Source organism: Streptomyces sp. NPDC001852 (genome assembly GCF_042891825.1).
GTDB lineage: Bacteria > Actinomycetota > Actinomycetes > Streptomycetales > Streptomycetaceae > Streptomyces.
The window spans coordinates 25,584-49,749 of sequence record NZ_JBIATN010000034.1 but is presented as its reverse complement, the minus strand read 5'-3'; the positions used below and the strand labels follow the sequence as shown (position 1 = coordinate 49,749).

The following is a 24,166-nucleotide window of genomic DNA, read 5'->3' as shown; positions in this document are numbered from 1 at the left end:
GCGGTCACCGGTGGTCACCGGGTTCGGGCGGCGTGCCGTCCGGGACCTCCAGGGCGACGAGGACGCCGACGGCGCGGCGGATCCGGTGGGGGCCCGGCTCTCTGCCGGGTTCCTGGCTCTCGAACCACTTCGGGCAGGCGCCCACGGCCTCCAGGGTGTGCGCGCCGGGTACCGGTTCCATGCTGTCCGGGCCGCCGTGGTTCTCCACCCGGGCCCCGGCGCCGTAGCCGCGGCCCTGCCGGATGTCCTCGGCGTCGTGGGCGACCAGCGGCCAGGCCACCTCGTCGCCCACCGCGAAGGGCGTGCCGCAGCACTCCATCTGCCAGTTCTCGTAGAACACCCTCATCCGTGGCATTCCTCCAGGGTCCAGGAACCGGACGGCGGGCGCGAGACGTTTCCCCGACGAGTGCGCGGCCGGTACGGTCGCAGTCCTTGACCGTCCCCCCTCAGCACGGGAGCCCGCCATGGCCACCGCCACCACCCGCCGCGGCGATCGCCGGGTCAGTCCTGTGTTCCTCGGGATCCTGGCCGTGACGGCGGTGGCGGGCTGGGCCACCTGGACGGGGTATGCGACACAGCGGGGCGTCGCGGTGTTCCTGTTCGTGACGGCGGCCTGGATCGTCTCCCTGTGCCTGCACGAGTACGCGCACGCGCGCACGGCCCTGCACAGCGGTGACATCACCGTCGGCGCCAAGGGCTACCTCACCCTGAACCCGCTGAAGTACACGCACGCGCTGCTGAGCATCGTGCTCCCGGTCCTCTTCCTGATCATGGGCGGGATCGGGCTGCCCGGCGGCGCGGTGTTCATCGAGCGCGGCCGGATCCGGGGCCGCTGGCGGCACAGCCTGGTCTCGGCGGCGGGCCCCCTGACGAACGTGCTGTTCGCGGCCGTGTGCACGGCCCCCTTCTGGCTGGACGCGCTGGGCGGCGTACCGACCGACTTCCGGTGCGCGCTCGCCTTCCTGGCCCTGCTGCAGGTGACGGCGGCGATCCTGAACTTCCTGCCGATACCGGGCCTGGACGGCTACGGCGTGCTCGAGCCCTGGCTGTCGTACAGGGTGAAGCGGCAGGTGGAGCCGTTCGCGCCGTTCGGCCTGCTGTTCGCGTTCGCGCTGCTGTGGGTGCCGTCGGTCAACATCGCGTTCTTCGACATGATCCACGCGATCCTGCGCGCACTGGGAGTGAGCGACCTGGACACCTCGTACGGCTGGAGCCTCTACCGGTTCTGGGCCTGAGCCGCCCGGTCGCGCTTGACGTAGTACCAGGTCATGTTGGACGTCAGACCCGCCAGCAGCACCCAGACGATCCCCAGCCAGCTGCCCTGCGCGAAGGAGACGACGGCGGCGGCCACGGCGAGGACGCAGACGACGAGGGTGTAGAGGGCGATGCGGGGCATGGGGGTGGCTCCTGTGGGGGACACTGCTCGGGACTGCTTCACTGCTTCGCCGACCAGTGTCCCCCATCGGCTCAGACGTCCGTGACGCGGAGCCCGGCGTGGGCCTTGTAGCGGCGGTTGACGGAGATCAGGTTCGCGACCAGCGACTCGACCTGGTGGGCGTTGCGCAGCCGGCCGGCGAAGACGCCCCGCATGCCGGGGATGCGCCCGGCGAGGGCCTGCACGATCTCGACATCGGCCCGCTCCTCGCCGAGCACCATCACATCGGTGTCGATCTGCTCGATCTCCGGGTCCTGGAGCAGGACGGCGGAAAGGTGGTGGAAGGCGGCGGTCACGCGGGAGTCCGGCAGCAGGGCGGCGGCCTGCTCGGCGGCGCTGCCCTCCTCGGGCCTGAGGGCGTAGGCGCCCTTCTTGTCGAAGCCGAGCGGGTTGACGCAGTCCACGACGAGCTTGCCGGCCAGTTCGTCGCGCAGTGCCTTCAGCGTGTCGCCGTGGCCGTCCCACGGTACGGCGACGATCACGATGTCGCTGCGGCGCGCGGTCTCGGCGTTGTCGGCGCCCTCGACACCGTGGCCGCACTCCTCGGCGGCGGCCCGGGCGCGCTCGGCGGCCCGGGACCCGATGATCACCTTCTGGCCGGCCCGGGCGAGCCGGTAGGCGAGGCCCTTGCCCTGCGGTCCGGTGCCGCCGAGCACGCCGACGACGTAGCCGGAGACGTCGGGCAGGTCCCAGGGGTCCTTGGCGGGGGCCTTGGCCGGGGTCTGTGCGCTGTCGGAAGAGGTCGTAGAGGTCATGGGTGCGACTCTACGTCCGTGCGGGGGACGGCACCGGCCCGCGCGAGCCGCGCCACCGGAACCCGGCGGAAGGCGATGGTCTCGTAGGCGCCGAAGTCGCCGGTCTCGTAGAGGAGTCCGACGGTGTCCGCATCGACGCGGACCAGGTCGGAGTAGGCGGCCGGCAGCCCGTCGGCGGTGAACGCCGGGCGCCAGGTGGCGCCGCCGTCGGTGGAGGCGCGGATCGTCATCCGGGCGCGGGAGGCGGGGTCGGCCGGGCCGGAGCAGAGGAGCAGGTCCGGGTCGCGCAGCTGGAGCACGGAGGCCTGGCAGACGGGTGCGGTCAGCCCGGCCTGCGGTCGGAAGGGTTCGACGAGCGTCCGCCCGCCGTCCTCGGAACGGGCGTCGGCGCGGTTGCCGGGCGAGGGGGAGTCGTTGCGGGTGTTGAAGTAGACGCGCCCGTCGGGGAGTTCGGCGGCGGTGGTCTCGTTGACGTTGACGTACCCGTCGGTGCTCTCGTCGAGACACCCGAGGTACCAGGACTCCCCCCGGTCGTCGCTGAGCAGGCAGTGGCCGCAGTTGTACCGCGGTTCGGCGCCGGTGTCGGTGCCGGTGGGCGGCAGGGTGTGGTTGGCGGGGACGAGGACCCGGCCGGTGCTCAGCTGGAGGGCGTGGCCGGGTGTGGTGGCGTACCAGCGCCAGCCGGGTTTCTTCACCTGTGCGGTGATCTCCCTCGGCGCGGACCAGGTCACGCCGTCGTCGTCGCTGTGCTGCACCCACACCCGCCGCCCGTCGGCGTCCGGCACCTGACCGCGCAGGACGGCGGCCTCGGTGGCGGTGGCGGCGGCGCGGATGTGCACGAGCAGGACGCGGCCGGTGTCGAGGACGACGGGGGCGGGGTTTCCGGCGAGATCGGTGCCGTTGCTCGCGGCGATCCGGAGCGGGCCCCAGGTGCGGCCGCCGTCCGTGGACCGCTTGAGCACGATGTCGATGTGCCCGTGGTCGGCGGCTGAGTCGACACGGCCCTCGCAGAAGGCGAGGAGGGTGCGGGCGCCGGTGGCCACGACCGCAGGGATCCGGAAACTGGCGTAGCCCTCGTGTCCGGCGCGGAAGGGGACGGTGACCTCGGCCATCGGGCGGCTCCTCGGCGAAGGTGAGGGGGACGGGGACCGGTTCGTGCGGGGACCTGTTCGCACGGTGACCGGTGCATGTCCCCGGGGCGGGCGAATTCCGGGTGAACTCCACGTCACGAGTGACCGTTTGCGGCAGGATGCGGGCGTATGGACGCCGTACGGGTCGCGCTGCTGCGGGAAGTGCTCGCCGGGACCGAGTGGCTGGGGGCCACCCGGAGATTCGCGGGGGTGCTGCGCGGGTCGGTGGTGGCGCACGGGGGCGGGCTGCTGCTGGTGGGCACGCCGGAGTACGAGCCGTGGCATCTGGCGGCGCATCTGGTGGACGAGGCCGCGTGGTCCGGGACGCCCGAGCTGGCGCCGACCCTGGTACGGCAGCACGTGCGCCCCTCCGACCCGCCCCACCTGGCCGTGGGGCCGGGCCGGATCGAGGCGGCACGGCGGGGCGAGACCCTGCTGGTCGTGGCTCCCGAGGAGCCCGCGCCGCTGCTGGAACGGGTCCACTCGGCTCGGCGGGCCGGGGTGACGGTACTGGCCCTGGGGCCGGGTGACGGCGACCTCGCGGCCATGGCCCATGACACGCTGGCCGTGCCCGACGGGGCGGAGCTGGACCTGGACACCGTCCAGCACCTGGTCAGCGCGGCGGCCGGCGAGAACGGGGGCTCTCCGAGGGTTCGGCGGGGGTTCCGGGACAGGTTGGCAAGGCTGGCGGAAGCGCTGACGGCACCGCCGCCGGCCCCCTGGTGACGGTGCAACGGGCCTCTTCCTCCAGCCTCTCGGCCGACCGGGACGGGTGGGCGGACGGGGAAGGAAAAACGGTTGCCCCACCCTGCCCGGCAGCCGAACATGCCTGAAGTGACCCGCGCCCTCCTCCCCGACCTCGCCCCCTGGAAGGCCTCCGCGGATTTCCGCCGCCTCTGGATGTCGGGCCTGATCAGCAACTTCGGCAGCTTCCTCACCTTCGTCGCGCTGCCCGTCCAGCTGAAGGACCTCACCGGCTCGGCGGCTGCCGTGGGCGCGATCGGCGCCGTGGAGCTGCTGCCCCTCGTCGTGTGCGGCCTGTACGGCGGCGCCCTCGCCGATGCGCTCGACAAGCGGAAGCTCATCGTGTGGACGGAGGCCGGGCAGGGTGTGCTGAGTGCCGTTCTGCTGCTCAACGCGCTGGCCCCGCACCCCATGGTCTGGCCGCTGTACGCCGTCGCCGCCCTCTCCTCCGCCCTGGCCTCCGTCCAGCGCCCGGCCCTCGACTCCCTGTGGCCCCGGATCGTCGCCCATGCCGACATGCCCGCCGCGGCCTCGCTGAACTCGCTGCGCTGGACCGTCGGCGGAGTCGCGGGCCCGGCCGTCGCGGGCGTGGTCGTCGCCTGCGCGGGCCTCGGCTGGGCGTACGCCGCCGACGTGCTGACCTTCGCCGTCTCGCTGGCGTACATCGTCCGCATCGCCCCCTCCCCCGCCTCGCACGAGGCGTCGAAGCCCTCGCTGCACGCCGTCCTGGAGGGCGCCCGGTACGCCTGGAGCCGCAAGGAACTCCTCGGCACCTACGTCGTCGACCTCGCGGCGATGTTCCTGGCCATGCCGCTGGCAGTGCTGCCGTTCCTCGCCGACGAACTGCACGCCGACTGGGCGCTCGGCCTGATGTACGCCTCCGTCCCGGCCGGCGCGATGCTGGTCAGCCTGACCAGTGGCTGGGCGTCGAGGATCCACCGGCACGGGCTGATGGTGGTGCTGTCGGCGACGGGCTGGGGCCTCGCGGTCGCGGCGGCCGGCGTGTGCGGGAACGTGTGGCTGGTCCTCGTCCTCCTGACCGTCGGCGGCGGCTTCGACATGGTCAGCGGGATCTTCCGGTCGGCGATGTGGAACCAGACGATCCCGGACGAGCTGCGCGGCCGGCTCGCCGGGATCGAGCTGCTGTCCTACTCGGTCGGCCCGCAGCTCGGCCAGGTCCGGGCGGGCGGCATGGCCGCCTGGGCGGGCGTACGGGCCTCCGTCGTCTCCGGCGGGCTGGCGTGCGCGGGCGCCATGGGACTGCTCGCGCTGTGTCTGCCGGGGCTCATGACGTACGACGCCCGCACCAACGAGCACGCGGTACGGATGCGCGAGCAGCGCACGGCCGTACAGGCCTGATCAGGGCTGCCCGGTCCTGCTCAGTCGTCGTCGGTGCTCCCGCCCGCCGCCGTGTCGTGCCAGCGCGGGTCGTTCTCCCACTGGAGGTTGCGCTCGGCGGCCGTCTCCATCGCGCGATGGGCCTCCTCCGGGGAGCCGTACGGTCCGAAGCGGTCCTTGCCCGGGCACTCCGGGCCCTCCTCGACCTTCTTGTGCTCCAGGCAGTAGTACCACTCGCCCGGCTTGCCGACGGTGCGCTTCTTGAACAGGGGCATGAACAGCTCCTCTCGCCAACGTCATGTTCCCCCATGTCGGCTGGATAGACTCGCTGTCATGTCTGGCCAGTCGCTGCTCGTACCGGGGGAGCTGTCCCCCACCCGTTCGGTACCCGGAAACATCCGCCGCCCCGAGTACGTCGGCAAGCCCGCGCCGGCGCCGTACACCGGACCGGAGGTGCAGAGCCCGGAGACCATCGAGGCGATGCGGATCGCCGGCCGCATCGCCGCGCAGGCGATGGAGGAGGCCGCGAGGATCATCGCGCCGGGGGTCACCACGGACCAGCTGGACAAGGTCGCCCACGAGTACATGTGCGACCACGGCGCCTACCCCTCCACGCTCGGCTACCGCGGCTTCCCGAAGTCCCTGTGCACGTCGGTCAACGAGGTCATCTGCCACGGCATCCCGGACTCGACGGTCCTCAGGGACGGCGACATCGTCAACCTGGACGTGACGGCGTACATCGGCGGGGTGCACGGCGACAACAACGCCACGTACCTGGTCGGGGACGTGGACGAGGAGTCCCGGCTGCTGGTGGAGCGGACCCGGGAGGCCCTGAACCGCGCGATCAAGGCGGTCCGGCCGGGCCGGCAGATCAATGTCATCGGCCGGGTCATCGAGTCCTACGCCAAGCGTTTCGGCTACGGAGTCGTCCGCGACTTCACCGGCCACGGCATCAACACCTCCTTCCACTCGGGCCTGATCATCCCGCACTACGACAGCCCGCACGCGACGACGGTCATGCAGCCGGGCATGACGTTCACCATCGAGCCGATGCTGACCCTGGGCACCCACGAGTACGACATGTGGGAGGACGGCTGGACGGTCGTGACGAAGGACCGCAGGCGGACGGCCCAGTTCGAGCACACGCTGGTGGTGACGGAGACCGGCGCGGACATCCTGACCCTGCCGTAACGGCGCGCTCGCCTCGGCCCGCTCTCCTCGGAGGGCGGGCCTTTCTCATGCCCCTGATGCGTTTCCGACAGCCTGTCGGTAAACTTACCGACAGGCTGTCGGCAAACCGGGGAGTGTCCATGGAGTCGTTCTCGTCCCTCATCCGCACCGCGTCGCACGAGCAGCACGTGGAGGCGGAGACCTCGACGTTCATGAGCGACCTGCTCGGCGGCCGGCTGGGCGTGGCCGCCTACGCCCGCTACACGGAGCAGCTGTGGTTCGTGTACGAGGCCCTGGAGGGCGGCGCCGGGCGGCTGGCGGCGGATCCGGTGGCGGGGCCGTTCGTCCGGCCCGAGCTGTTCCGGCTGGCAGCGCTGGAGCGCGACCTGGCGCATCTGCGGGGGCCGGGGTGGCGGGCGGGCCTGAGCGCCCTGCCGGCCACGCGGGAGTACGCGGCCCGGGTCCGCGAGTGCGCCGAGCGCTGGCCCGCCGGCTATGTCGCCCATCACTACACCCGCTACCTGGGCGACCTGTCCGGCGGCCAGATCATCCGCGACCGGGCGGAGAGGACCTGGGGCTTCGCCAGGAAGGGCGACGGCGTCCGCTTCTACGTCTTCGAGGGCGTCCCCAACCCGGCCGCGTTCAAGCGGAGTTACCGCGAACTGCTGGATGCGGTGGACGTGGACGAGCTGGAGAAGCAGCGGGTGATCGCGGAGTGCAAGCGGGCGTTCGCCCTGAACACAGGCGTGTTCCGGGCCCTGGGCGAGGAGTTCCCGCTGAGCGCCTAGGCCCTGTCGTCAAACTCCCGTCGTCCGCCCGAAGGGCGGGCCCTGCGGCGTCAGGTGCGTGCTCTGGGGGTCCCCCCCCGGCCGAAGGCTGGGGGAGTGCCGGGCCCTGGCCCTCGTACTGGACGTACTCGGGCCCGGGCCCGGTGCGGCGAGAGTGCGTGCATGGCGTCGCGGGGCTGGGGGCACCTCCCGGCCGAAGGCTGGGGGAGGGAGTTTGACGACAGGGCCTAGCGTGGGAGGGTGCTCAGCGCTCCAGGTAGACCCGGCCGCCGACCTCCACCCATCCCTCCGGCTGCGGTGCGGTCAGGATCTGCGATCCCCTGCCCTGGGTGATGTTCAGGGCGCGGCCCAGCCGGTCGGTGAGCAGGAGGGCCGCGGCGCCGGTGGCCTCGTCCTCGTCGATGCCGTCGTTCCGGCCGGGGAAGGCGCGGGCGCGGACGCGGCCGGCCGCCTCGTCCTCCCAGGCCCAGGCGTAGATCCACTCACCAGGTGCCGGGATCTCCAGGGCGTCGACCTCGGCGGCGCTGCCGTACTGACGCAGGGTGCGCGGCGGCGCCCACTCCGCGCGGGCCTCGATCCAGCTGAACTCCCCGTCCAGCCGGGCGCCGACGACCCCGGCGGGCGTGACGAGTTCGGGCACGTCGAGCAGCCAGGCGGTGCCGACGCAGGGGTGACCGGCGAAGGGCAGGCGCAGGGTGGGCGTGTAGATGTCGATCACGCCGCGCTCGGGGTCGTCCACGAACACGGTCTCGCTGAAGCCGAGTTTGGCGGCCAGCTCCTGCCGGTCACCGCGCTCGGGCAGCACCGAGCCGTCGCGGACGACACCGAGTTCGTTGCCGTAGCCGCCGTTCGGTCCGCAGAAGACACGGAGTACGTCGTAGTCAGTCACGGGGGAATTGAAACATCGCGGCGCCCGCGAGCGCGTCCCAGGCGGGGGCGCCGCCGGGGAGCGGGTGGGTACCGGTGGCCACCGAGGCGTACGGCAACCCGGCGAGGGTGTCGCCGTAGGCCCGGTTCACGGCGTCCCGTTGGCGTTCGGCTCCCGGCCCCGGGGGAAGCGCGGCAAGCCGCTGCAGGTGGTACTCGTGCGCCTCGTGGACCTTTTCGGCGCCGTGCCACTGCACGTCGGCCGCGGGCAGCCGGGTCAGCACCACGCAGTCCGGCCTGCGGCCCTCCGCCAGCGCCGCCACCGCCCGATCGTGGCCGTCGAGCAGGAGCCAGCCGTCGAGGAAGGACACCCACCACAGCAGGACCGGCGCGGCCGTGCCCTCGCGGACGAGTCTGCGCTGCGCCTTGACCCGGCCGGAGTCGGGTGGCGAGAGCGGGCGCAGCGGGACGACACCGTGCCAGCCGCCACCGCAGGAGAGCTCCAGCGTGCCGCCGGGCCACTCCCGCACGAGGTCCTCCTCCCAGATGCCGGGCGGGAATCCGGTGCGCAGGGCCAGCTCCCAGCGGCCGTCGCTCAGCGGGGTCCCGGTCGCCTCCTCCAGCCGACGGGCGTACTCGTGCGGCCAGTTGACGGAGGACCGCTGCTGCGCCGCACGCAGCGGCGGCAGCGGCGAGCGGTAGCCGTCGAGGCGGTGCAGATACAGCTCGGGGCAGCACGGCGCGCCGTCGGCGACCGACCGGCCGAGCAACAGGGGGCGCCCGGACTGCCGCAGGAGCACCATCCTGCCGTCGTCCGCGGTCTCGAAGCGGAGCGACGACGGCTCCGGCCGGTCCCGGATGTCGAGAACCAGACGGCCGGCCCCCAGCGGTTCCCTGCGCGCGTTCGCCATGCCGGCCAGCGTCCCACGGACCTCGGCCCCGACGGTCGTCCAGGGTAGGGTTCGCCTCCGGGAAGGGGAAGGTGAAGGGACCCGATGAGCAGGGATCGCAGCCCGCACAGGCTCCGCAGGCGTGACCGAAACGCACTCATAGCGGCCTCGTTGACCGCTTTGTCACTGACGGCGAGCGGGTGCATGGTGGTGCACGGGGAGCGCGAGGTACTCCCCGCCGCCACCCGTGCCGAGGCCGCCAAGGCGCTCACCGCGTTCACGACCGCGTACAACGAGGCCGACAAGGCCTACGACAACTCCCTGGACGCGCCCTATCTCACCGGCCCGTTCGGCGACATCACGGCCGCCCGGCTGAAGGCCAGGCACACCAACAGCCCGTCCGGCAACCCGAACCACGTGCCGCTGAAGCTGTCGGACGTGAAGATCACGATCCCGAAGAAGGCCGGCTGGCCGCGCTGGTTCGTCGCCGACGCCAAGGGCAGCAACACCGGCGACCAGCGCTGGCTGATGGTGTTCACCCGGGGCGACCTCGGCGAGCGCTGGCGGGTGGCCTACGTCACCCTCGTGGTGCCGTCCGCGGTACCGGAGTTCACGACGGACAAGGACGGCTGGGCCGAGGCGGTACCGGTCGGCTCCCAGCAGTTCGCCGTCGCCCCGGGGAAGCTGAGCCAGGCGTACGCGACGTACCTGAAGAAGGGCGGCCAGACCTTCGCCGACGGCAGCTACACCAGCGGCGAGCGTGCCGACCGGGCCAGACGGGACCGCAAGCCGGGCCTGGTCACGCAGTTCATCGACGGGCCGCTGACGAACGGCAGCTACGCACCGCTGGCGCTGCGCACGGCGGACGGCGGGGCGCTGGTGTTCTTCACCACACACCACTACGAGAAGCAGACCGCCGCCACCGGAACCACCGTCCCGGTCACGAACAAGGACGTACAGGCACTGACCAAGGGCGAGGTGAAGCAGTCCCTGACGCTGGAGTTCATGTCGGGAGAGGTCGCACTGGACCCGGCGGGGAGCGGGAAGGTGTCGGTGCTGGGCAGGGTGCCGGGGCTCACTTCGGCGCAGGGCGAGTGATCAACGCCCCGAAGCGGGGCACCCCAGCACCGCCGAGCTCCCCGAAGCGGGGCGCCCCAGCACCGCCGAACTCCTAGTGCCGGAGGGGCCAGCCGGCCCCTTCCGCGCCCACGTACCGCGAACACGCGTCGGTCAGCACCTCCAGCAGGCTCAGCGGATCCGGCAGCGCGTGCTCCGGTCCCCGTACCCACCGCACCGACTGATCGTCACCGGGGAGCCGAGCCGGGGGCACCAGCACATACGAGCCCCGGCAGTGCCAGCGCAGCAACGGGTGCTCGTCCATGGTCTCGGGGTGGCAGTCCAGCTCGCACGGCCACCACTCGTCCTCGTCCTCGGGGGTGCCGCGGGTGAGGGTGAAGAAGAGCATGCGGCCGTCGTCGCTCTCGGCGACGGGCCCCACCTCGACGCCGGAGCCGAGCAGCCGCTCCAGCGCCTCCCGCCCGGCCTCCAGGGGCACGTCGAGCACGTCGTGCACCATGCCGGTCGCGGTGATGAAGTTGGCCTGCGGCTGGTGCCGGGCCCAGCGTTCGATCTGGGCGCGGTCGGTGGTGGACTGCGTCTGCCAGGCGAAGGACACCGGGTGCCGGGCGGGGGTGGGACAGCCGACGCGGTCGCAGGAACAGCGGTAGCCGGGGGCGGGGTGCGCGGCGGGGGCGAGCGGCAGGCCCGCCGCGGCGGCGGCCACCAGCAGGGCCTCACGGCCCCCCTCGTCGGGGGCCTCCTTCGGGCGGCGTCCGAGCAGCCACTGGGAGAGTTTGCCCTGCCGGCCGGACCGGCCGCCGAACGTCGCGCTCATCTATCCCCTCGGTCTGGTGGTCGCCTCGCTGGTGTGCGGACAGTGTGCCTTATCGTCCCATCTTCATGTGCTTCGGGGTGGCTGGGATGCGATTCCGTGCAGTGCGTACTCGACGAGGGTGTCCGTGTAGTCGTACGAGATCGGCCCGGTGTGCTGCAGCCAGCGCTGCGCGAGCGGTGAGACGAACAGTTCCAGGGCGATACGGGGATCGACGCCGGGCCGTACGTGCCCGGCGTCCTGTGCGGAGCGCAGCCGGTCGACGTACAGCTGGAGCTGGGGTTCGAGGAGTTCGGTGACGAACCGGCGGCCGAGCGGCTCGTTGACCAGGCCCTCGGCGGCCAGCGCCCGGGAGGGAACCTCGAAGCGCGGGTCGAGCAGCTGGTCCACCGTGATCCGCAGCACCGCCTTGAGGTCGGCGGCGAGGTCCTCGGTGTCCGGGACGGTGTACGGCTCCCGGCCTGCTTCCCGTGCCGCCTGCCCGGCGAGGTCGAGGAACGCCTCCAGCAGGACGTCCGCCTTGGACGACCACCAGCGGTAGATCGTCTGCTTGCCCACCCCGGCCCGCGCGGCGATCCCCTCGACGGTGGTCTTCGGGTACCCGACCTCGCCGACCAGGGCGAGGGCGGCGGCGTAGATCGCCCTGCGGGACTTCTCGCTGCGGCGGGTGGCGTCGGGGGCCGGCTTCTTGACCATGAGGGGACGCTAACAAGCCACGGCGGCTACGCGGACGGCTCCTCCGGGGAGTCCTCCGGCGGCCAGGAGTCGCCCCACTCCGCGTCCCGGGCCGCCTTGTACAGGGAGCCGTGCCGTTTGGTGATCGTCGTGCGGCGCAGCTGGTCGTCGGCCTCGCACAGGTCCAGCAGCACCTGGCCCTTGCGGATCTGCGGGCGCCGGATCACGCGGGCGGGGGCCGGCGCGGCGGGCAGGCGGGTGGCGACGACGTACGAGAACTTCTCGTCCTCGTACGGCAGGGTGCCGCCCTTGACCTGGCGGTGCAGGGAGGAGCGGCTCACCCGGGCGGAGAAGTGGCACCAGTCCCGGCCGGGCTCGATGGGGCAGGCGGCGCTGTGCGGGCAGGGGGCGACGACGTGCAGTCCGGCGCGGATCAGGCGGTCGCGGGCCTCGATGACGCGGGCGTAGCCGGCCGGGGTGCCGGCCTCCACGATCACCACGGCCTGCGCGGCGGCCGCGGCGGCGTCGACGAGGGCGTCGCGGTCGGGCTCGGAGAGCTCGTTGAGGACGTACGACACCGTGACGAGGTCGGCGTCGTCCAGGGTGAGGTCGGCGCCGATCCGGGCGCGCTGCCAGCGGGCGCCGCGCAGGGCCGGGTTGGCGCCGGCGATCTCCCGGCCGAGGGCGAGGGCGGGCTCGGCCCAGTCCAGCACGGTGACGCTGCGCTCGCCGGGCCAGGTCGCGGTGACGGCCCAGGTGGCGGCGCCGGTGCCGCCACCGACGTCGACATGGCTGCGGGGCGTCCAGTCGGGGAGGGCCGCCGCGAACGCCTCCAGCGCCGAGCGGACCGCTTCGAACGTGGCCGGCATGCGGTAGGCCGCGTAGGCGGCGACGTCGGCGCGGTCGCGGAGGATCGGGGCGTGGGTGGGCGTCTCGCCCCGGTAGTTGGCGATCAGCCGTTCCACGGCCCCGGCGGCCTGCGTGGGCGGGAGTCCGTCGAGCAGGTCGGCGAGGCTGCGGCGCAGGGCTTCCGCCGGGCGTACGGGGGCGTTCACCCGGTGATTCTATGGCGCCCGGTGCCGGTGCCGGACCTGCTGGGGGCTCCGCCCCGGTACCCCGGCCCATGCCCGCCCACCACCCGTCCGGTTCGGCTCAGATCACCGCCCTCGCCAGCCGTGTCGCCAGCGCCGCCCGTGGTCTGCTGTCCGGTGCCCTGCGTCTCGGGTGGACCGTGTTGGCCAGCACGATCAAGAACGTGTCCGTCCTCGGGTCGAGGACGAGGGACGTGCCGGTGAAGCCCGTGTGGCCCGCCGCCCCGTGGCCCGCGAGTTCGCCCATGAACCACGGCTGGTCGACGGCGAAGCCCAGCCCCGGCGGGGCCAGCAGCAGTTCCACGAAGTCGGGGCCGAGGATGCGGGCGGGGCCGTAGGCACCGCCGGTGAGCAGGGCACGGCAGAAGACGGCCAGGTCGCGGGCGGTGGAGAAGAGCCCGGCGTGCCCGGCCACACCCCCCAGCGCCCAGGCGTTCTCGTCGTGCACCACGCCCCGCAGCATTCCGCGGTCCGCCTTGGCCCAGGGGCGCCGCTGGTCCTCGGTGGCGGCCGCGCCGGGGCAGGGCCCGAAGCAGGTCGCCGTCATGCCGAGCGGCCGGGTGATGCCGTCCTGGACGAGGACGTCGAGGCCGCGACCGGTGATGCGCTCCAGCACGGACTGGAGCAGGAGCATGTTCAGGTCCGAGTACAGATACCGGCCCGGCTCGCCCGTCGGGGGCTCGGCGCGCAGCAGGGCCAGCCGGCTCGCGTCGTCCGGGCAGTCGTACAGCGGCAGTTCGGGGCGCAGCCCGGAGGTGTGGGTGAGCAGTTGTCGCACGGTGATGCCGTGGGCGGCCGCGGCGTGGAAGTCGGGCAGGTAGTCGCCGACCCGGGCGTTCATGCCGAGGGTGCCGCGCTCGATCTGCTGCACGGCGGCGACGGAGGTGAACAGCTTGGTGAGGGAGGCCAGGTCGAAGGGCGTGTCGACGGTGGCCGGGACCCGGGCGGCAGGTGGCAGTTCGACACCGGTGTCGGTCTCGGGGTCGTGGGCGGAGTAGCGGACGGCCCAGCCTGCGGCCTCGGCCACGGCGACCACGGGTCCGCGTCCGGCCAGCACGACGGCGCCGGCCGCCCAGGGGCGGTCTCCGGCGGTGAGGGCGTGCACCTCGCCGACCAGGTGCCCGAGTTCCACGGGGTCGAGCCCCGCCCTCTCCGGTGTGTCGGCGCGCAGTCTCGGTGCGCTCAGTTCTCGTCTCCCTCCGACCCCGCACGTGTGTTCCCACGTGTGCTCCAGGGACGGCACATTCCCATGAAGCAGGCCGTCGCGACCAGTGCTCCCGCCAGTTGGACCACCGCCATGGGTACGGCGGTGTGCTCTCCGGCGACGCCGACGAGCGGTGAGGCCACCGCGCCGACGAGGAAGGAGGAGGTGCCGAGCAGGGCGGAGGCGGAGCCGGCGGCGTGCCGGGTGCGCAGCAGGGCGAGGGACTGGGCGTTGGGGAGCGTGACGCCCATGGCGGACATGAGGACGAAGAGGGCGGCGGCGACCGGCGGCAGACCGACCTCGCCGAGGGCGCCGGTGGACATCAGCAGCAGGGCGGTCGCGGCGAGCAGGATCACGGCCAGGCCGCACGCCAGCACCTTCTCCAGGGCGACCCGTCCGACCAGCAGCTTGCCGTTGACCTGCCCGGCGATCACCAGCCCGACCGAGTTGAGGCCGAACAGCAGGCTGAAGGTCTGCGGGGAGGCGCCGTAGATCTCCTGGACGACGAAGGGGGACGCGCTGACGTAGGCGAACAGCGCGGCGAAGGCGAAGCCGCCGGCCAGCATGTATCCGGTGAAGGGGAGGTCGGCGAGCAGGGTGCGCAGGGAGCGCAGGGTCTCCCCCACTCCGCCGGCGTGCCGTTCGGCGCGCGGCAGTGTCTCGGGCAGCCGCAGCCAGACGACGGCCGCGAGGACGGCGCCGACGGCCGTGAGGACCGCGAACACCCCGCGCCAGTCGGTCACCCTGAGGATCTGCCCGCCGATCAGCGGCGCCACGATCGGGGCGGCCCCCGATATCAGCATCAGGGTGGAGAAGAAGCGGGCCATGGCCACGCCGTCGTAGAGGTCGCGTACGACGGCCCGCGCGATGACGACTCCGGCGGCGCCGGCGAGGCCCTGCGCCAGGCGGAGGACGACCAGGGTCTCGACGTTCGGCGCGAAGGCGCACAGGGCGGTCGCGAGCAGGTAGACGGCGAGCCCGGCCAGCAGCGGGCGGCGACGGCCCCAGCGGTCGCTCAGGGGACCGACGACCAGCTGCCCGAGCGCGAGGCCGCCCATGCAGGCGGTGAGGGTGAGCTGGACGGTGACGGCGGGGGCGTGCAGGGAGCGGGTGACCTCCGGCAGGGACGGGAGGTACATGTCCATGGCGAGCGGGGGCGTCGCGGTGAGAGCGCCGAGGAGGAGGGTGACGAGCGGGCCGGTGCGGCGGGTGGCGGTGGACAGCGGGGACGGGGTCGAGCGCTGGGCATCCGGTGTCGGCGCCGCCGCGTGCTCGGGCATGTGTCCCTCCCTGTTTCAACCAACCGGCACCTATGCTCTCAGCTCGTACACACTGCCGGGGCACACATGACCGAGGGCGGGGCGATGGCGGAGCAGACGGTGCGCTGGGGGATTCTGGCGACGGGCGGGATCGCGGCGGCGTTCGCGGCGGACCTGGTCGATCTGCCGGACGCGGAGATCACGGCGGTGGCCTCGCGGCGGCGGGAGTCGGCGGAGGCGTTCGGGGAGCGTTTCGGGGCGGCTCGGGCGTACGGCGACTGGGAGTCGCTGGCGGCGGACGAGGACATCGATGTCGTGTACGTCGCCACTCCGCACTCGGCGCACCGTGCGGCGGCCGGGCTGTGCCTGGAGGCGGGCCGGAACGTGCTGTGCGAGAAGCCGTTCACGCTGAACCTGCGGGAGACGGAGGAACTCGTCACGCTGGCGCGGGAGCACGACCGCTTCCTGATGGAGGCGATGTGGATGTACTGCAATCCACTGGTCCGGCGGCTGATGGCGCTGGTGGACGACGGGGCGATCGGTGAAGTGCGCACCGTGCAGGCCGACTTCGGGCTCGCGGGCCCCTTCCCCGCGGCGCACCGGCTGCGGGATCCGGCGCTGGGCGGTGGAGCGCTGCTGGACCTGGGCGTGTATCCGGTGTCGTTCGCACAGCTGCTGCTGGGGGAGCCGGACGCGGTCGCGGGGAGCGCCCTGCTGTCGCCGGAGGGCGTCGACCTGCAGACGGGCGCGGTGCTGTCCTGGGAGAGCGGTGCGATGGCGGCGCTGCACTGCTCGATCGTCGGCGGTACGGGCGGCACGGCGTCGGTGACCGGTTCACGCGGCCGGATCGACGTGCCGTCCGGCTTCTTCCACCCGGAGCGGTTCGTGCTGCGCCGCGACGGCCGCGATCCCGAGGAGTTCCCCGCCGACCCGGCCGACGGGCCACGTACCACCCTGCGGCACGAGGCGGTCGAGGTCATGCGGGCGCTGCGGGCGGGCGAGAAGGAGTCGCCGCTGGTGCCGCTGGAGGGTTCGCTGGCGGTGATGCGCACGCTGGACGCGCTGCGGGAGCGGATCGGGGTGCGGTATCCCGGGGAGGCGGTCGCGGCGACCGTGTGACCCGACGGGCCGAGAAGGCGATCGCAGCGTCACATGAACCGGCACGCCGGGAAGGCAGTCACCTCGGCCCCGCGAACCGGCGTGCCGGGAAGACGGTCGCGGCGACCGCGTGAGCCGACATGCCGAGAACAGGGCCACCCCGGCCCGGCGAACCGGGAACACAATCACCTCGGCCCCGCCAACCGGCGTACCGGGAAGACGGTCGCGGCGACCACTGGACCGGCGTTCCGCAGAAGGGCGCACCACCGGTCTCCCGCGCGGATTCGGTCCCCGCGAGGAGGTGACCGCCTTCCCCGGGTAACCGTATGGCGGACACGGGATTCCGCATGGCGGACTTGCCGCCTACGCTGCGGTGTCATGACTGACAGGGAATCGAAGATCGCGGTGGTGACCGGCGCCGGCTCCGGGATCGGGCGGGCCGTCGCCGTGGAACTGCTGCGGGCCGGCTGGTCGGTGGCGTTGGCCGGCCGGCGCACCGGGGCACTGGAGGCCACGGCGGCGCTGGTCCCGCAGGCCGCCGCGCTCCCCGTGCGCACCGACGTCTCCCGCCCCGAGGACGTGGAGGCGCTGTTCGCGGCGACGGTGGAGCGGTTCGGCCGGGTCGACCTGCTGTTCAACAACGCGGGGACCTTCGGACCCGGCGGGGTGCCGGTCGAGGAACTGTCGTACGACGCCTGGCGGCACGTGGTGGACACCAACCTCAACGGGGCGTTCCTGTGCGCCCAGGCGGCGTACCGGCGGATGAAGGAGCAGGATCCGCAGGGCGGCCGGATCATCAACAACGGCTCGATCTCGGCCCACACGCCCCGCCCGCTCTCGGTCGCCTACACCGCGACCAAGCACGCCCTGACCGGTCTCACCAAGTCGCTGTCGCTGGACGGGCGGCCGTACCGCATCGCCGTGGGGCAGATCGACATCGGCAACGCGGCGACCGACATGACGGCCCGGATGCAGGCGGGGGTGCTGCAGGCGAACGGCGAGGTGGTCCCGGAACCGGTGATGGACGTGACCGACGTGGCGCGCACCGTGCGGCACATGGCCGAGCTGCCGCTGGAGGCGAATGTGCAGTTCGCGACGGTGCTGGCGACGGCGATGCCGTACATCGGGCGGGGCTGAACCCGTCTCCGCAACCGGAATTCGAACATCCGCGGTATTGCGGCATGTCGAGCTTATATGCTCAACTTTCCTTCACGAGAGCTTCACAGTTGGAGCACGTGGATTCCGCAAGCCATCACCGATGGGGGAGGCGACGGCCGTTCCACCGGGCCGGAGTTGGGGGTGGACCTCGCGACGGGACGCGAGGTACACGCCGGCCGGTGGAACGGCCGCCGCACTGTTCAGCGCCGGTGCCGGCCGGCTCCCGGCTCCGTGGCCCCCGCATCCCTCTCGGACATCTCCGCTCCCTCGGCCGCCTCGGCCATCGCGGCCGCCGCGACCGCCCTGCGCCGCCGCTTGACCACGAGCGCCCCCGCCGCCGCCAGCAGCAGGGCCGTACCGCCCGCGCCCTCCACCAGCCGGCCGGTGGACGGGCCGCGGGAGCCCGAGCCCAGCGCGCCCGCCGCCGCCTGCACCGCCTTCCCTGCGGGCGCCTCGGTCGCCTTCGCACCACCCTCGCTGAGCGGATCGACCAGCGTGCCCACGGCCTGTGCCGAACGCCCGCGCCCGAAGCCCCAGTCGAGCAGCGCGGCGGTCTGCTCGTAGACGGCGTTGCTGCCTTCGGCGGGATGCATGACCGTCACCAGCAGGGTGCGCCCGCCCCGGGTGGCCGCGCCGGTGAAGGTGTTGCCGGCGTGGCTGGTGTAGCCGTTCTTGACGCCGATCAGGCCGTCGTACGTCTTCAGCCCCCACGCCCCGGTCAGCAGGCGGTCGGTGTTCTGGATCTGGAAGGTCTTCTTGCCGCCCGCCGGGAAGTCCGCGGTCCGCGTGCCGCAGTAGCCGCGGAAGTCGGCGTTCTTCAGGCCGTGGCGGGCGAACAGCGTGAGGTCGTACGCCGAGGAGATCTGGCCCGGGTGGTCGAAGCCGTCGGGGCTGACCACATGGGTGTCCAGGGCCTGCAGGTCCGTGGCCTTCGCCTGCATCTCGGCGACCGTCTTCGCGATGCCGCCGTTCATGTGGGCGAGCACGTGCACGGCGTCGTTGCCGGACCGCAGGAACACGCCCTGCCACAACTGCTCGACCGTGTAGGTGATGCCGGGCTTGATGCCGACCAGGCTGGAGCCGAGCGGGACGTCGGCGACGTCCGAGTCCTTGACGGTGTACCGCTGGGTGCGGTCGAACTTCTTCAGCACGGTGTCCGCGAACAGCATCTTCAGCGTGGACGCGGGCGGGAGCCGCCGGTGCGCGTTGAACGCGGCGAGCACCTCGCCGCTCTCGCAGTCGGCGATCAGCCAGGAGCGGGCGGTGAGCTTCTCGGGCAGCCCCGAGGCACCGCGCACCTGGACGCCGTTACCGGCCAGTTGCTCGCCGCCGATCACGGTCGCGGCGGACGCCGGAGTGGTCGCGGACAGGGGCAGGGCGGCGGCCGTCAGTCCGAGGACGGCACGCCGGCTGAGCGGGGAACATTCGCGCACCCGGGGAAGGTACACCGCGCCGAGCAGCGGATTCCGCACCACGGGGCCGTCATCGCCGTGGAATTTGCCACGTTATGAAAATCCGATGTTACCCAGGAGACCGAGGTCGAGGGCGCGGTGGACCGCCCGCACGGACTCCTCGTCGGCCACCGTCCCCCACCCGAGCGGCTGCCCGTCGGCGGCCCGTCACTCCCCGCCGATGGCCCAGCAGTCGAAGCCGAGCGGGCCGACGTCGATACGGCTGCGTCCCAGGGTCCTTGGGGTCTCCATGTCCGTGAACGACAGGAGTTGGAGTGCCCGCGCGCACAAGCCCCCTACGGCGCTTAAGCCTGCCCGGTCTCGAAGCGCGAGATGCGCCCGTCGTCCTCCACGGTGAAGGTCCACCGGGTGCGCATCTCGCCCCAGGTGTCGTTGCGGTAGCGGGCGAGCACGGCCCGGCCCCCGTCGGACTCGCTCTCGACGTCCATGTGTCCGTTGGAGGAGAAGATCTCCCGGTCGATCCACTCGGCGAGGTCACGGTCGGATCCGTCGTCGGACATGGTCGCACCGGGCTCCAGGAGCGCCATGAAGCCTTCCCGGTCATGGGAGTTGACGGCGTTGACGAACGCCCTAACGGCCGGGTCGCTGAGTCTGGCTGGCTTAATCGTCATGGCGCAAGGTTCACACCGGGGTGCCGGACCCGCCACCCGAACGCCCGCCAGAACGGGCCCGGTGGTGTGGAACCTGCGACGGTGGACACACGAGCCTCTCCGCCTCTCCGTTTGGGAGTCACCGTGAGCTGTTTCGACCGACGCGATCTGGGCCTGCTGCTGCTCCGGCTGGGGACCGGCGGGGTGCTGGCCGCGCACGGCACACAGAAGCTGTTCGGCTGGTTCGGCGGGGGCGGTCTGGAGGGCACCGGCCAGTTCATGGAGTCCGTCGGCTACGCGCCCGGCAGGGCGAGCGCCACGGCGGCGGGCCTGGCGGAGGCCGGCGGCGGCGCCCTCCTCGCCCTGGGCCTCGCGACCCCGGCGGCGGGCGCGGCGGCGGCCGGCGCGATGGCGGGGGCGGCGACGGTCCACATGCCCAACGGCTTCTTCGCCCAGGAGGGCGGCTACGAGTACGCGGCGAGCCTGGGCCTCGCGGCGGCGGGCCTCGCGGTGACGGGCCCCGGCCGCCTCTCCCTCGACCACGCCCTCGGCCACGTCTTCGACCGGGGCTGGATGGTACCGGTGGCCCTGGGGGTCACCGCGGCGGCGACGGCGCTGGTGATCGGGGCGCGGAACCAGCGGGTGCGGGTGAAGGTGGAGGGGGAGCAGGAGGTGCTGTTCGAGGAGTAGGCGGTGCGGGGCGGTGCCGGGGGCATGGGAAGCTGCCCGGCATGACCGATCAGGACACCACCGGCACCGCCGCCCTCTGGCCGACCATCGACCAACTCTGGTCCCGCCTGGAGGCCACCCGCAAGCACCCCGGCACCGAGGGCCTCCTCCTGCGCGTCCTGAAACTCTCGGAGGAGGTCGGCGAGGTGGCCGAGGCGATCATCGGCACGACCGGCCAGAACCCCCGCAAGGGCGTCACCCACACCTGGGAGGACGTACAGGCGGAACTGTGCGACGTGGTGATCACGGCCCTGGTGGCGCTTCGAACCCTGACGCCGGAGGCGCGGGAGGTGTTCGAGGGGCATCTGACGCGGGTGAGTGCACGTCCGCTGCGGCCAGATCACTCGGCCTGATGCCCGTGCCAAAGTAGTGAGCCAGGGAATCCGGTACGCCGTCGACTCCGGCGCCAAGGCCATCTACATCTCCATGAGGGCGTACAAAGGCTCTGACGAACTTACTGCCGCTGTGAAGTACGCCCTGAACGAGGGAGCCCTGATCTTCGCCGGATCCGGCAATGATGGGACCTCGGAAGTCGAATACCCCGTCGGGACTCCCGGGGTGGTGGCGGTGGGCGCCGTAGGCCGTGACCCCCGTAAGACTGGACCAACAACCAGGTCCTCCGCGTCATGCTAGACACCGCCGGCGCCCCCACAGACGGCGCCAAACGCAACGAGTCCATCGGCTACGGCATCATGCGGTCTCGCATCGCCCTGCCGAACCCTGGTGATCCCGGGCCGGCCGATGCCTACCCGCTGCCGGACTTCTCAGGCGCATCCTCGATGTCGCCCTCTCCCGGCACTGCCGGTTCCAAGGACTCCGCCTCGCAGGCGAAGGATAGACAAAGCGGCGGCCGAAGCTTCTTCCGACCAGGGCAGAAGCGACACTCTGTGGGTCGCACCGGGCATCGGAGCTGCGCTACTCATCGGCGGAGTTGTTGCGGCTGTTGCCACAAGGAAGCGTCGCCACTGAGAAGCACGAGTGTGGTTGCTAGCCTGGCAGGCGCACGCCAACCGAGGTGTAACGGGGAGAGGGTTTATGTCCGAGTCGGCAGGAGATCGGCACATGGTGCACGGTCATTCCGCACACCCGGTGGGCATGCGGCTCAATCACCTTCAGGACATCCCGGGCGGGGGCGGGCCCGACCTCGCCCACTCTCCGGACGAGAAGAAGGCCGCCGCGGACACACTCGGCAAGTACATCGAACCGGATACCAAAAAGGCCGGGCAGCAGGCGGATGACGAGACGGGCGCCGTGGTGAAGGCGTTCGATGCGAAGGACGGACACGGCTGGCTCACGTCCACTGCCGTCAGTAAGGCGCACAAGATCTGGGGCGAACAGGTCCAGAACTTTCTGATCCGGTTGGCGGGGGATGAATCGGCCCTCCGGAACAACAACACCGTGTTGACCGGAACGGATACGGGAGTGGCCGGTACGGCGCGCAAGGTGTCCGTGTTCGACACGTACTCACCGCCGCCGAAGCACTGACAGACAGCCGGGCTGTCTCGCAGGCCACCGAATTCACTGCTTCCAACGGGGACCCATGCCGACCTACCACGAGATCCTGACGACCGACCTGTCCACGCTCACCAAGGCCGCCGAACGCTGGGACGGCATGGCAAAGGACTTCAACAAGCAGGAGACCGCGTACCGGCGGGACGTCCACGGCATCACCCTGCTCCCGACGTTCGCGGGCGAGAGCCGGCAGGCCGCCAACGCGCGCTTCGGCGTCAGGCTCACGGAGTTCCAGAGCGCCCAGACCGAGGCCAAGGCGATCGCCTCACTCCTCCGTGAAGCGCACACCCAGTTCGTGGACCTGCGCAAGAAGCTGGAGTCGGCCCGACAGGACGCGATCGCCGCGGGCATGAAGGTGTCAGACCAGGGCGTGGTCTCGTACGACACCGGGAAGCTCAGCCCGGGGGAGCGGCAGGAGCTGGCGCACGACCCCGACTCTCAGGAGAGCGTCCGCAAGTCCGTCGCCTCCTGGCAGGCCCGCATCGACCAGTGCGTGAAGGACGTGGACGACGCCGACAAGGGCGTCGAGGTCGCCTTCGACGCCGTCGTGAAAGGCCCCGACATGGGCGACGGCACCGTCCCCGGCTTCAACGGCAAGGCCCAGGGCGACATCGACAAGTACGAGGCCCAGGAAGCGGACGACATCGCCCGACGGGTCGCCAAGGGCGAGAAGGTCTCCGCCGCCGACCTGGCCGAACTGCGCCGCACTTTCCGGGACAACAAGGGCGACAAGACATTCAGCCAGACCTTCCTGGACGGTTTGGGGCCGGACGGAACGCTCAAGTTCACGAACAAGCTGGAAGACCTGGCGTACTTCGACGACACCAAGAACAAGAGCACCTACCTCGAAATCAATGGCGGCCTTGCGGACTCCCTGGCAGTCGCCACACGGGTGCCGGACTTCAAGGACTCCGAGGGCAGACGCCTGCGCTTCGGAACCACCGCGTACAACGAGGCGTTCCAGGCCTGGACGAAAACAGATGACGCCCGGTTCTACACCAAGTGGCGTGCGGCGCTACGTGAACACGGCGACGACGAATACGCCCTCGAAGCAGCGGGAGACAAGATCCCCGTCGGGTACGGGCAGGGCCAGAAGATCCGCGGCTACCAGAGCCTCGCCACGCTCATGCAGCAGGGGCACGACTACTCGCCCCAGTTTGTCGCGGACGTCGCTGACGACATGATCGCCACGGAGAAGAAGGACCCCCACATCTGGGATCTCTATGGCAAGTTCAGCGACAAGGACGGCGATGGATGGTTCGCGAACGACCCCGTCGACGGCGCCCTTGAGGCCATGTCACGCAATCCGGAAGGGGCGACCGGCTATCTCGACCCCGGCACCGCCGCCGGCAGGGAACGCTTGGACTACCTCCTCGGCCACGGACACGGCGGCCGGGACTGGAACATCATCCACACCACGCACGAGGGCGCCAAGACCGACTACGTGGGACCCGACGTGGAGGACAGTGACGCCCGCAAGGGCTTCGGCGATGCGCTGGAGGCCGCGACGACCGGCCAGGCGCCAGGCGGCTATCACCCGGTCGGTCAGCACACCGAGCCGCAGGCCCGCATCCTGCAACACACCATCGACACACTGGACTCGGATAACCAGGCGAAGAAACTACCGAACAACCTCACGCTTCCGCTGGCGCACATCCTGACGGCATACACGCCGGACACCCATGAGATCAACGCACAGTCGGATTCCCGTTTTGAGCTCCCTCCGGGTAATACAGGCTCGGTCTGGAGCGACAAGAACGGAGCACACATCACTGTTGCGCGGGACTCCCTCACCAAGCTCATGCGCGGAATAGCCAATGATCCCACGGCGTTCGGACATGTCTACGCTGCGGAGCAGCACCACGCTCACGACCTGTTGGCCGCTCTTCCGCAGGATGCCAGCAAGACGGTGATCAGTAATCGCATCACCGACTGTTCGCGGGCCATGGGCGCGTATGACGGGGTCCGCGCCGACATCATCTTCGGTGAACGCTTCAACAAGACGCAGTGGGCCGCCGACTTCAACCACGGCCTCAGCAGCTCGCTCAGTACTGCACTGATGTTCAAGCCGAAGAACGCCGAATTCCTCGGCCCGGCCGGGGATGTGGCCTCGAGGGCTCTCGACCTGTACACGTACGAATCGAACAAGGAACACGTTGCCGAGGCGAACCTCAAGGCCACGGAAGACAACGTCAAGCTCTACGCAGCCGGACAGCACGACGTGGAGAACATGGTCAGGATGTGGGGCCAGAGCCGCGGCAATGACATCGACAGCGACTGGACGAAGCAGTATGTCCACGTCGGCCAGCAGGACTACAACTACGGCCGTGACCGGGCGCTCGACGTTCTCCGAGCCGACCGGTGACGCCG

At 71.6% G+C, this 24,166-nt stretch carries 27 protein-coding genes and 1 pseudogene; 13 read left to right on the top strand and 15 right to left on the bottom strand.

Annotated elements, in window-relative coordinates; all coding sequences use genetic code 11:
* Positions 1-4: 4 nt before the first annotated feature.
* Positions 5-346, bottom strand: a complete 342-nt coding sequence (locus ACFYZB_RS39440) for a DUF6578 domain-containing protein (RefSeq protein ID WP_388766648.1) — start codon at positions 344-346, stop codon at positions 5-7.
* Between the two features lie 118 nt (positions 347-464).
* Between ACFYZB_RS39440 and ACFYZB_RS39435 the strand changes: the two genes are divergently transcribed.
* Positions 465-1,235: a site-2 protease family protein gene (locus tag ACFYZB_RS39435; RefSeq protein WP_351203589.1), complete on the top strand. Its 771-nt coding sequence runs from the start codon at positions 465-467 to the stop codon at positions 1,233-1,235.
* Here the strand turns inward: ACFYZB_RS39435 and ACFYZB_RS39430 are convergent.
* The 3 genes from ACFYZB_RS39430 to ACFYZB_RS39420 all read right to left on the bottom strand — a co-directional run bounded on the left by ACFYZB_RS39430 (position 1,217) and on the right by ACFYZB_RS39420 (position 3,302).
* Positions 1,217-1,396 carry a hypothetical protein gene (locus tag ACFYZB_RS39430; protein WP_351203587.1) on the bottom strand — a complete coding sequence of 60 codons (180 nt, stop codon included), beginning with the start codon at positions 1,394-1,396 and terminating at the stop codon, positions 1,217-1,219. The two genes, ACFYZB_RS39435 and ACFYZB_RS39430, sit on opposite strands and share 19 nt — an antisense overlap.
* Positions 1,397-1,467: 71 nt before the next feature.
* On the bottom strand, positions 1,468-2,190 hold the full coding sequence (gene npdG / locus ACFYZB_RS39425; protein WP_351203585.1) for an NADPH-dependent F420 reductase: 723 nt from the start codon (positions 2,188-2,190) through the stop codon (positions 1,468-1,470).
* The gene (locus ACFYZB_RS39420) at positions 2,187-3,302 is read right to left on the bottom strand and encodes an exo-alpha-sialidase (protein WP_388766646.1); all 1,116 of its coding nucleotides are present in this window, start codon (positions 3,300-3,302) and stop codon (positions 2,187-2,189) included. The genes npdG and ACFYZB_RS39420 overlap by 4 nt, the downstream gene beginning before the upstream one ends.
* 147 nt (positions 3,303-3,449) lie before the next feature.
* Here ACFYZB_RS39420 and ACFYZB_RS39415 point away from each other — a divergent pair, with 147 nt between their 5' ends.
* Together ACFYZB_RS39415 and ACFYZB_RS39410 are read left to right on the top strand one after the other, a co-directional pair.
* Complete coding sequence (locus ACFYZB_RS39415) at positions 3,450-4,046, top strand: hypothetical protein (protein ID WP_388766644.1); 597 nt, start codon at positions 3,450-3,452, stop codon at positions 4,044-4,046.
* Positions 4,047-4,145: 99 nt separating this feature from the next.
* Positions 4,146-5,423, top strand: a complete 1,278-nt coding sequence (locus ACFYZB_RS39410; protein WP_388766643.1) for an MFS transporter — start codon at positions 4,146-4,148, stop codon at positions 5,421-5,423.
* Positions 5,424-5,443: 20 nt separating this feature from the next.
* On the opposite strand, the gene ACFYZB_RS39405 is transcribed toward ACFYZB_RS39410, so the two are convergent.
* A complete protein-coding gene (locus ACFYZB_RS39405; RefSeq protein ID WP_388766641.1) occupies positions 5,444-5,677 on the bottom strand; it encodes a hypothetical protein in 234 nt (77 codons plus the stop codon).
* Between the two features lie 58 nt (positions 5,678-5,735).
* Here ACFYZB_RS39405 and map point away from each other — a divergent pair, with 58 nt between their 5' ends.
* Complete coding sequence (map, locus tag ACFYZB_RS39400; RefSeq protein WP_388766640.1) at positions 5,736-6,593, top strand: type I methionyl aminopeptidase; 858 nt, start codon at positions 5,736-5,738, stop codon at positions 6,591-6,593.
* Positions 6,594-6,712: 119 nt separating this feature from the next.
* Entirely contained in the window at positions 6,713-7,360 is a 648-nt protein-coding gene (locus ACFYZB_RS39395) for a heme oxygenase (biliverdin-producing) (RefSeq protein WP_388766638.1), read from the top strand.
* A 244-nt stretch (positions 7,361-7,604) separates the two neighbouring features.
* On the opposite strand, the gene ACFYZB_RS39390 is transcribed toward ACFYZB_RS39395, so the two are convergent.
* Both ACFYZB_RS39390 and ACFYZB_RS39385 read right to left on the bottom strand, forming a co-directional pair.
* Positions 7,605-8,249, bottom strand: a complete 645-nt coding sequence (locus ACFYZB_RS39390; protein ID WP_388766636.1) for a PhzF family phenazine biosynthesis protein — start codon at positions 8,247-8,249, stop codon at positions 7,605-7,607.
* On the bottom strand, positions 8,242-9,138 hold the full coding sequence (locus ACFYZB_RS39385; protein ID WP_388766634.1) for a hypothetical protein: 897 nt from the start codon (positions 9,136-9,138) through the stop codon (positions 8,242-8,244). Before ACFYZB_RS39385 ends, ACFYZB_RS39390 begins: the two co-directional genes overlap by 8 nt.
* 183 nt (positions 9,139-9,321) lie before the next feature.
* On the opposite strand from ACFYZB_RS39385, the gene ACFYZB_RS39380 reads away from it, so the two are divergent.
* The gene (locus ACFYZB_RS39380) at positions 9,322-10,215 is read left to right on the top strand and encodes a hypothetical protein (protein ID WP_388766633.1); all 894 of its coding nucleotides are present in this window, start codon (positions 9,322-9,324) and stop codon (positions 10,213-10,215) included.
* A 73-nt stretch (positions 10,216-10,288) separates the two neighbouring features.
* On the opposite strand, the gene ACFYZB_RS39375 is transcribed toward ACFYZB_RS39380, so the two are convergent.
* From ACFYZB_RS39375 to ACFYZB_RS39355, 5 genes are all read right to left on the bottom strand, one after another.
* On the bottom strand, positions 10,289-11,011 hold the full coding sequence (locus ACFYZB_RS39375) for a bifunctional DNA primase/polymerase (RefSeq protein ID WP_388766631.1): 723 nt from the start codon (positions 11,009-11,011) through the stop codon (positions 10,289-10,291).
* Positions 11,012-11,074: 63 nt separating this feature from the next.
* The gene (locus tag ACFYZB_RS39370) at positions 11,075-11,704 is read right to left on the bottom strand and encodes a TetR/AcrR family transcriptional regulator (protein WP_388766629.1); all 630 of its coding nucleotides are present in this window, start codon (positions 11,702-11,704) and stop codon (positions 11,075-11,077) included.
* 26 nt (positions 11,705-11,730) lie between these two features.
* On the bottom strand, positions 11,731-12,738 hold the full coding sequence (locus tag ACFYZB_RS39365) for a small ribosomal subunit Rsm22 family protein (RefSeq protein WP_351203561.1): 1,008 nt from the start codon (positions 12,736-12,738) through the stop codon (positions 11,731-11,733).
* Positions 12,739-12,835: 97 nt separating this feature from the next.
* Positions 12,836-14,017, bottom strand: coding sequence for a serine hydrolase domain-containing protein (locus tag ACFYZB_RS39360; RefSeq protein WP_388766626.1), 1,182 nt, complete (start codon positions 14,015-14,017; stop codon positions 12,836-12,838).
* Complete coding sequence (locus ACFYZB_RS39355; RefSeq protein ID WP_388766625.1) at positions 13,957-15,258, bottom strand: multidrug effflux MFS transporter; 1,302 nt, start codon at positions 15,256-15,258, stop codon at positions 13,957-13,959. The genes ACFYZB_RS39360 and ACFYZB_RS39355 overlap by 61 nt, the downstream gene beginning before the upstream one ends.
* Positions 15,259-15,342: 84 nt before the next feature.
* Here ACFYZB_RS39355 and ACFYZB_RS39350 point away from each other — a divergent pair, with 84 nt between their 5' ends.
* Both ACFYZB_RS39350 and ACFYZB_RS39345 read left to right on the top strand, forming a co-directional pair.
* A complete protein-coding gene (locus ACFYZB_RS39350; RefSeq protein WP_388766719.1) occupies positions 15,343-16,356 on the top strand; it encodes a Gfo/Idh/MocA family protein in 1,014 nt (337 codons plus the stop codon).
* A 357-nt stretch (positions 16,357-16,713) separates the two neighbouring features.
* Positions 16,714-17,472, top strand: coding sequence for an SDR family oxidoreductase (locus tag ACFYZB_RS39345; RefSeq protein WP_388766624.1), 759 nt, complete (start codon positions 16,714-16,716; stop codon positions 17,470-17,472).
* Positions 17,473-17,693: 221 nt separating this feature from the next.
* Here ACFYZB_RS39345 and ACFYZB_RS39340 read toward each other — a convergent pair whose 3' ends face one another.
* From ACFYZB_RS39340 to ACFYZB_RS39330, 3 genes and pseudogenes are all read right to left on the bottom strand, one after another.
* Positions 17,694-18,968, bottom strand: a complete 1,275-nt coding sequence (locus tag ACFYZB_RS39340; RefSeq protein WP_388766622.1) for a D-alanyl-D-alanine carboxypeptidase family protein — start codon at positions 18,966-18,968, stop codon at positions 17,694-17,696.
* Between the two features lie 54 nt (positions 18,969-19,022).
* Positions 19,023-19,196 (bottom strand): annotated as a pseudogene (locus ACFYZB_RS39335) (aldo/keto reductase); the annotation flags it as partial.
* Between the two features lie 53 nt (positions 19,197-19,249).
* Positions 19,250-19,576, bottom strand: a complete 327-nt coding sequence (locus ACFYZB_RS39330; protein WP_388766620.1) for a nuclear transport factor 2 family protein — start codon at positions 19,574-19,576, stop codon at positions 19,250-19,252.
* 123 nt (positions 19,577-19,699) lie between these two features.
* Here ACFYZB_RS39330 and ACFYZB_RS39325 point away from each other — a divergent pair, with 123 nt between their 5' ends.
* The 5 genes from ACFYZB_RS39325 (at position 19,700) to ACFYZB_RS39305 (ending at position 24,161) form a co-directional block, all read left to right on the top strand.
* Positions 19,700-20,245 carry a DoxX family membrane protein gene (locus ACFYZB_RS39325; RefSeq protein ID WP_351203549.1) on the top strand — a complete coding sequence of 182 codons (546 nt, stop codon included), beginning with the start codon at positions 19,700-19,702 and terminating at the stop codon, positions 20,243-20,245.
* 41 nt (positions 20,246-20,286) lie between these two features.
* A complete protein-coding gene (locus tag ACFYZB_RS39320) occupies positions 20,287-20,637 on the top strand; it encodes a MazG-like family protein (protein WP_388766618.1) in 351 nt (116 codons plus the stop codon).
* Positions 20,603-20,917 carry a S8 family serine peptidase gene (locus ACFYZB_RS39315; protein WP_388766616.1) on the top strand — a complete coding sequence of 105 codons (315 nt, stop codon included), beginning with the start codon at positions 20,603-20,605 and terminating at the stop codon, positions 20,915-20,917. Before ACFYZB_RS39320 ends, ACFYZB_RS39315 begins: the two co-directional genes overlap by 35 nt.
* A gap of 429 nt (positions 20,918-21,346) precedes the next feature.
* Positions 21,347-21,769, top strand: coding sequence for a hypothetical protein (locus ACFYZB_RS39310; RefSeq protein WP_388766615.1), 423 nt, complete (start codon positions 21,347-21,349; stop codon positions 21,767-21,769).
* 55 nt (positions 21,770-21,824) lie between these two features.
* On the top strand, positions 21,825-24,161 hold the full coding sequence (locus tag ACFYZB_RS39305) for a hypothetical protein (protein ID WP_388766613.1): 2,337 nt from the start codon (positions 21,825-21,827) through the stop codon (positions 24,159-24,161).
* Positions 24,162-24,166 lie beyond the last annotated feature (5 nt).

Coding starts and splice junctions, on each gene's coding strand:
- ACFYZB_RS39410 (WP_388766643.1), top strand. CDS start 4,146: ATGCCTGAAGTGACCCGCGCCCTCCTCCCCGACCTCGCCCCCTGGAAG.
- ACFYZB_RS39350 (WP_388766719.1), top strand. CDS start 15,343: ATGGCGGAGCAGACGGTGCGCTGGGGGATTCTGGCGACGGGCGGGATC.
- ACFYZB_RS39435 (WP_351203589.1), top strand. CDS start 465: ATGGCCACCGCCACCACCCGCCGCGGCGATCGCCGGGTCAGTCCTGTG.
- ACFYZB_RS39415 (WP_388766644.1), top strand. CDS start 3,450: ATGGACGCCGTACGGGTCGCGCTGCTGCGGGAAGTGCTCGCCGGGACC.
- ACFYZB_RS39355 (WP_388766625.1), bottom strand. CDS start 15,258: ATGCCCGAGCACGCGGCGGCGCCGACACCGGATGCCCAGCGCTCGACC.
- ACFYZB_RS39440 (WP_388766648.1), bottom strand. CDS start 346: ATGAGGGTGTTCTACGAGAACTGGCAGATGGAGTGCTGCGGCACGCCC.
- ACFYZB_RS39385 (WP_388766634.1), bottom strand. CDS start 9,138: ATGGCGAACGCGCGCAGGGAACCGCTGGGGGCCGGCCGTCTGGTTCTC.
- ACFYZB_RS39320 (WP_388766618.1), top strand. CDS start 20,287: ATGACCGATCAGGACACCACCGGCACCGCCGCCCTCTGGCCGACCATC.
- ACFYZB_RS39380 (WP_388766633.1), top strand. CDS start 9,322: ATGGTGGTGCACGGGGAGCGCGAGGTACTCCCCGCCGCCACCCGTGCC.
- ACFYZB_RS39305 (WP_388766613.1), top strand. CDS start 21,825: ATGCCGACCTACCACGAGATCCTGACGACCGACCTGTCCACGCTCACC.
- map (WP_388766640.1), top strand. CDS start 5,736: ATGTCTGGCCAGTCGCTGCTCGTACCGGGGGAGCTGTCCCCCACCCGT.
- ACFYZB_RS39375 (WP_388766631.1), bottom strand. CDS start 11,011: ATGAGCGCGACGTTCGGCGGCCGGTCCGGCCGGCAGGGCAAACTCTCC.
- ACFYZB_RS39310 (WP_388766615.1), top strand. CDS start 21,347: ATGGTGCACGGTCATTCCGCACACCCGGTGGGCATGCGGCTCAATCAC.
- ACFYZB_RS39395 (WP_388766638.1), top strand. CDS start 6,713: ATGGAGTCGTTCTCGTCCCTCATCCGCACCGCGTCGCACGAGCAGCAC.
- ACFYZB_RS39370 (WP_388766629.1), bottom strand. CDS start 11,704: ATGGTCAAGAAGCCGGCCCCCGACGCCACCCGCCGCAGCGAGAAGTCC.
- npdG (WP_351203585.1), bottom strand. CDS start 2,190: ATGACCTCTACGACCTCTTCCGACAGCGCACAGACCCCGGCCAAGGCC.
- ACFYZB_RS39420 (WP_388766646.1), bottom strand. CDS start 3,302: ATGGCCGAGGTCACCGTCCCCTTCCGCGCCGGACACGAGGGCTACGCC.
- ACFYZB_RS39430 (WP_351203587.1), bottom strand. CDS start 1,396: ATGCCCCGCATCGCCCTCTACACCCTCGTCGTCTGCGTCCTCGCCGTG.
- ACFYZB_RS39405 (WP_388766641.1), bottom strand. CDS start 5,677: ATGCCCCTGTTCAAGAAGCGCACCGTCGGCAAGCCGGGCGAGTGGTAC.
- ACFYZB_RS39330 (WP_388766620.1), bottom strand. CDS start 19,576: ATGACGATTAAGCCAGCCAGACTCAGCGACCCGGCCGTTAGGGCGTTC.
- ACFYZB_RS39345 (WP_388766624.1), top strand. CDS start 16,714: ATGACTGACAGGGAATCGAAGATCGCGGTGGTGACCGGCGCCGGCTCC.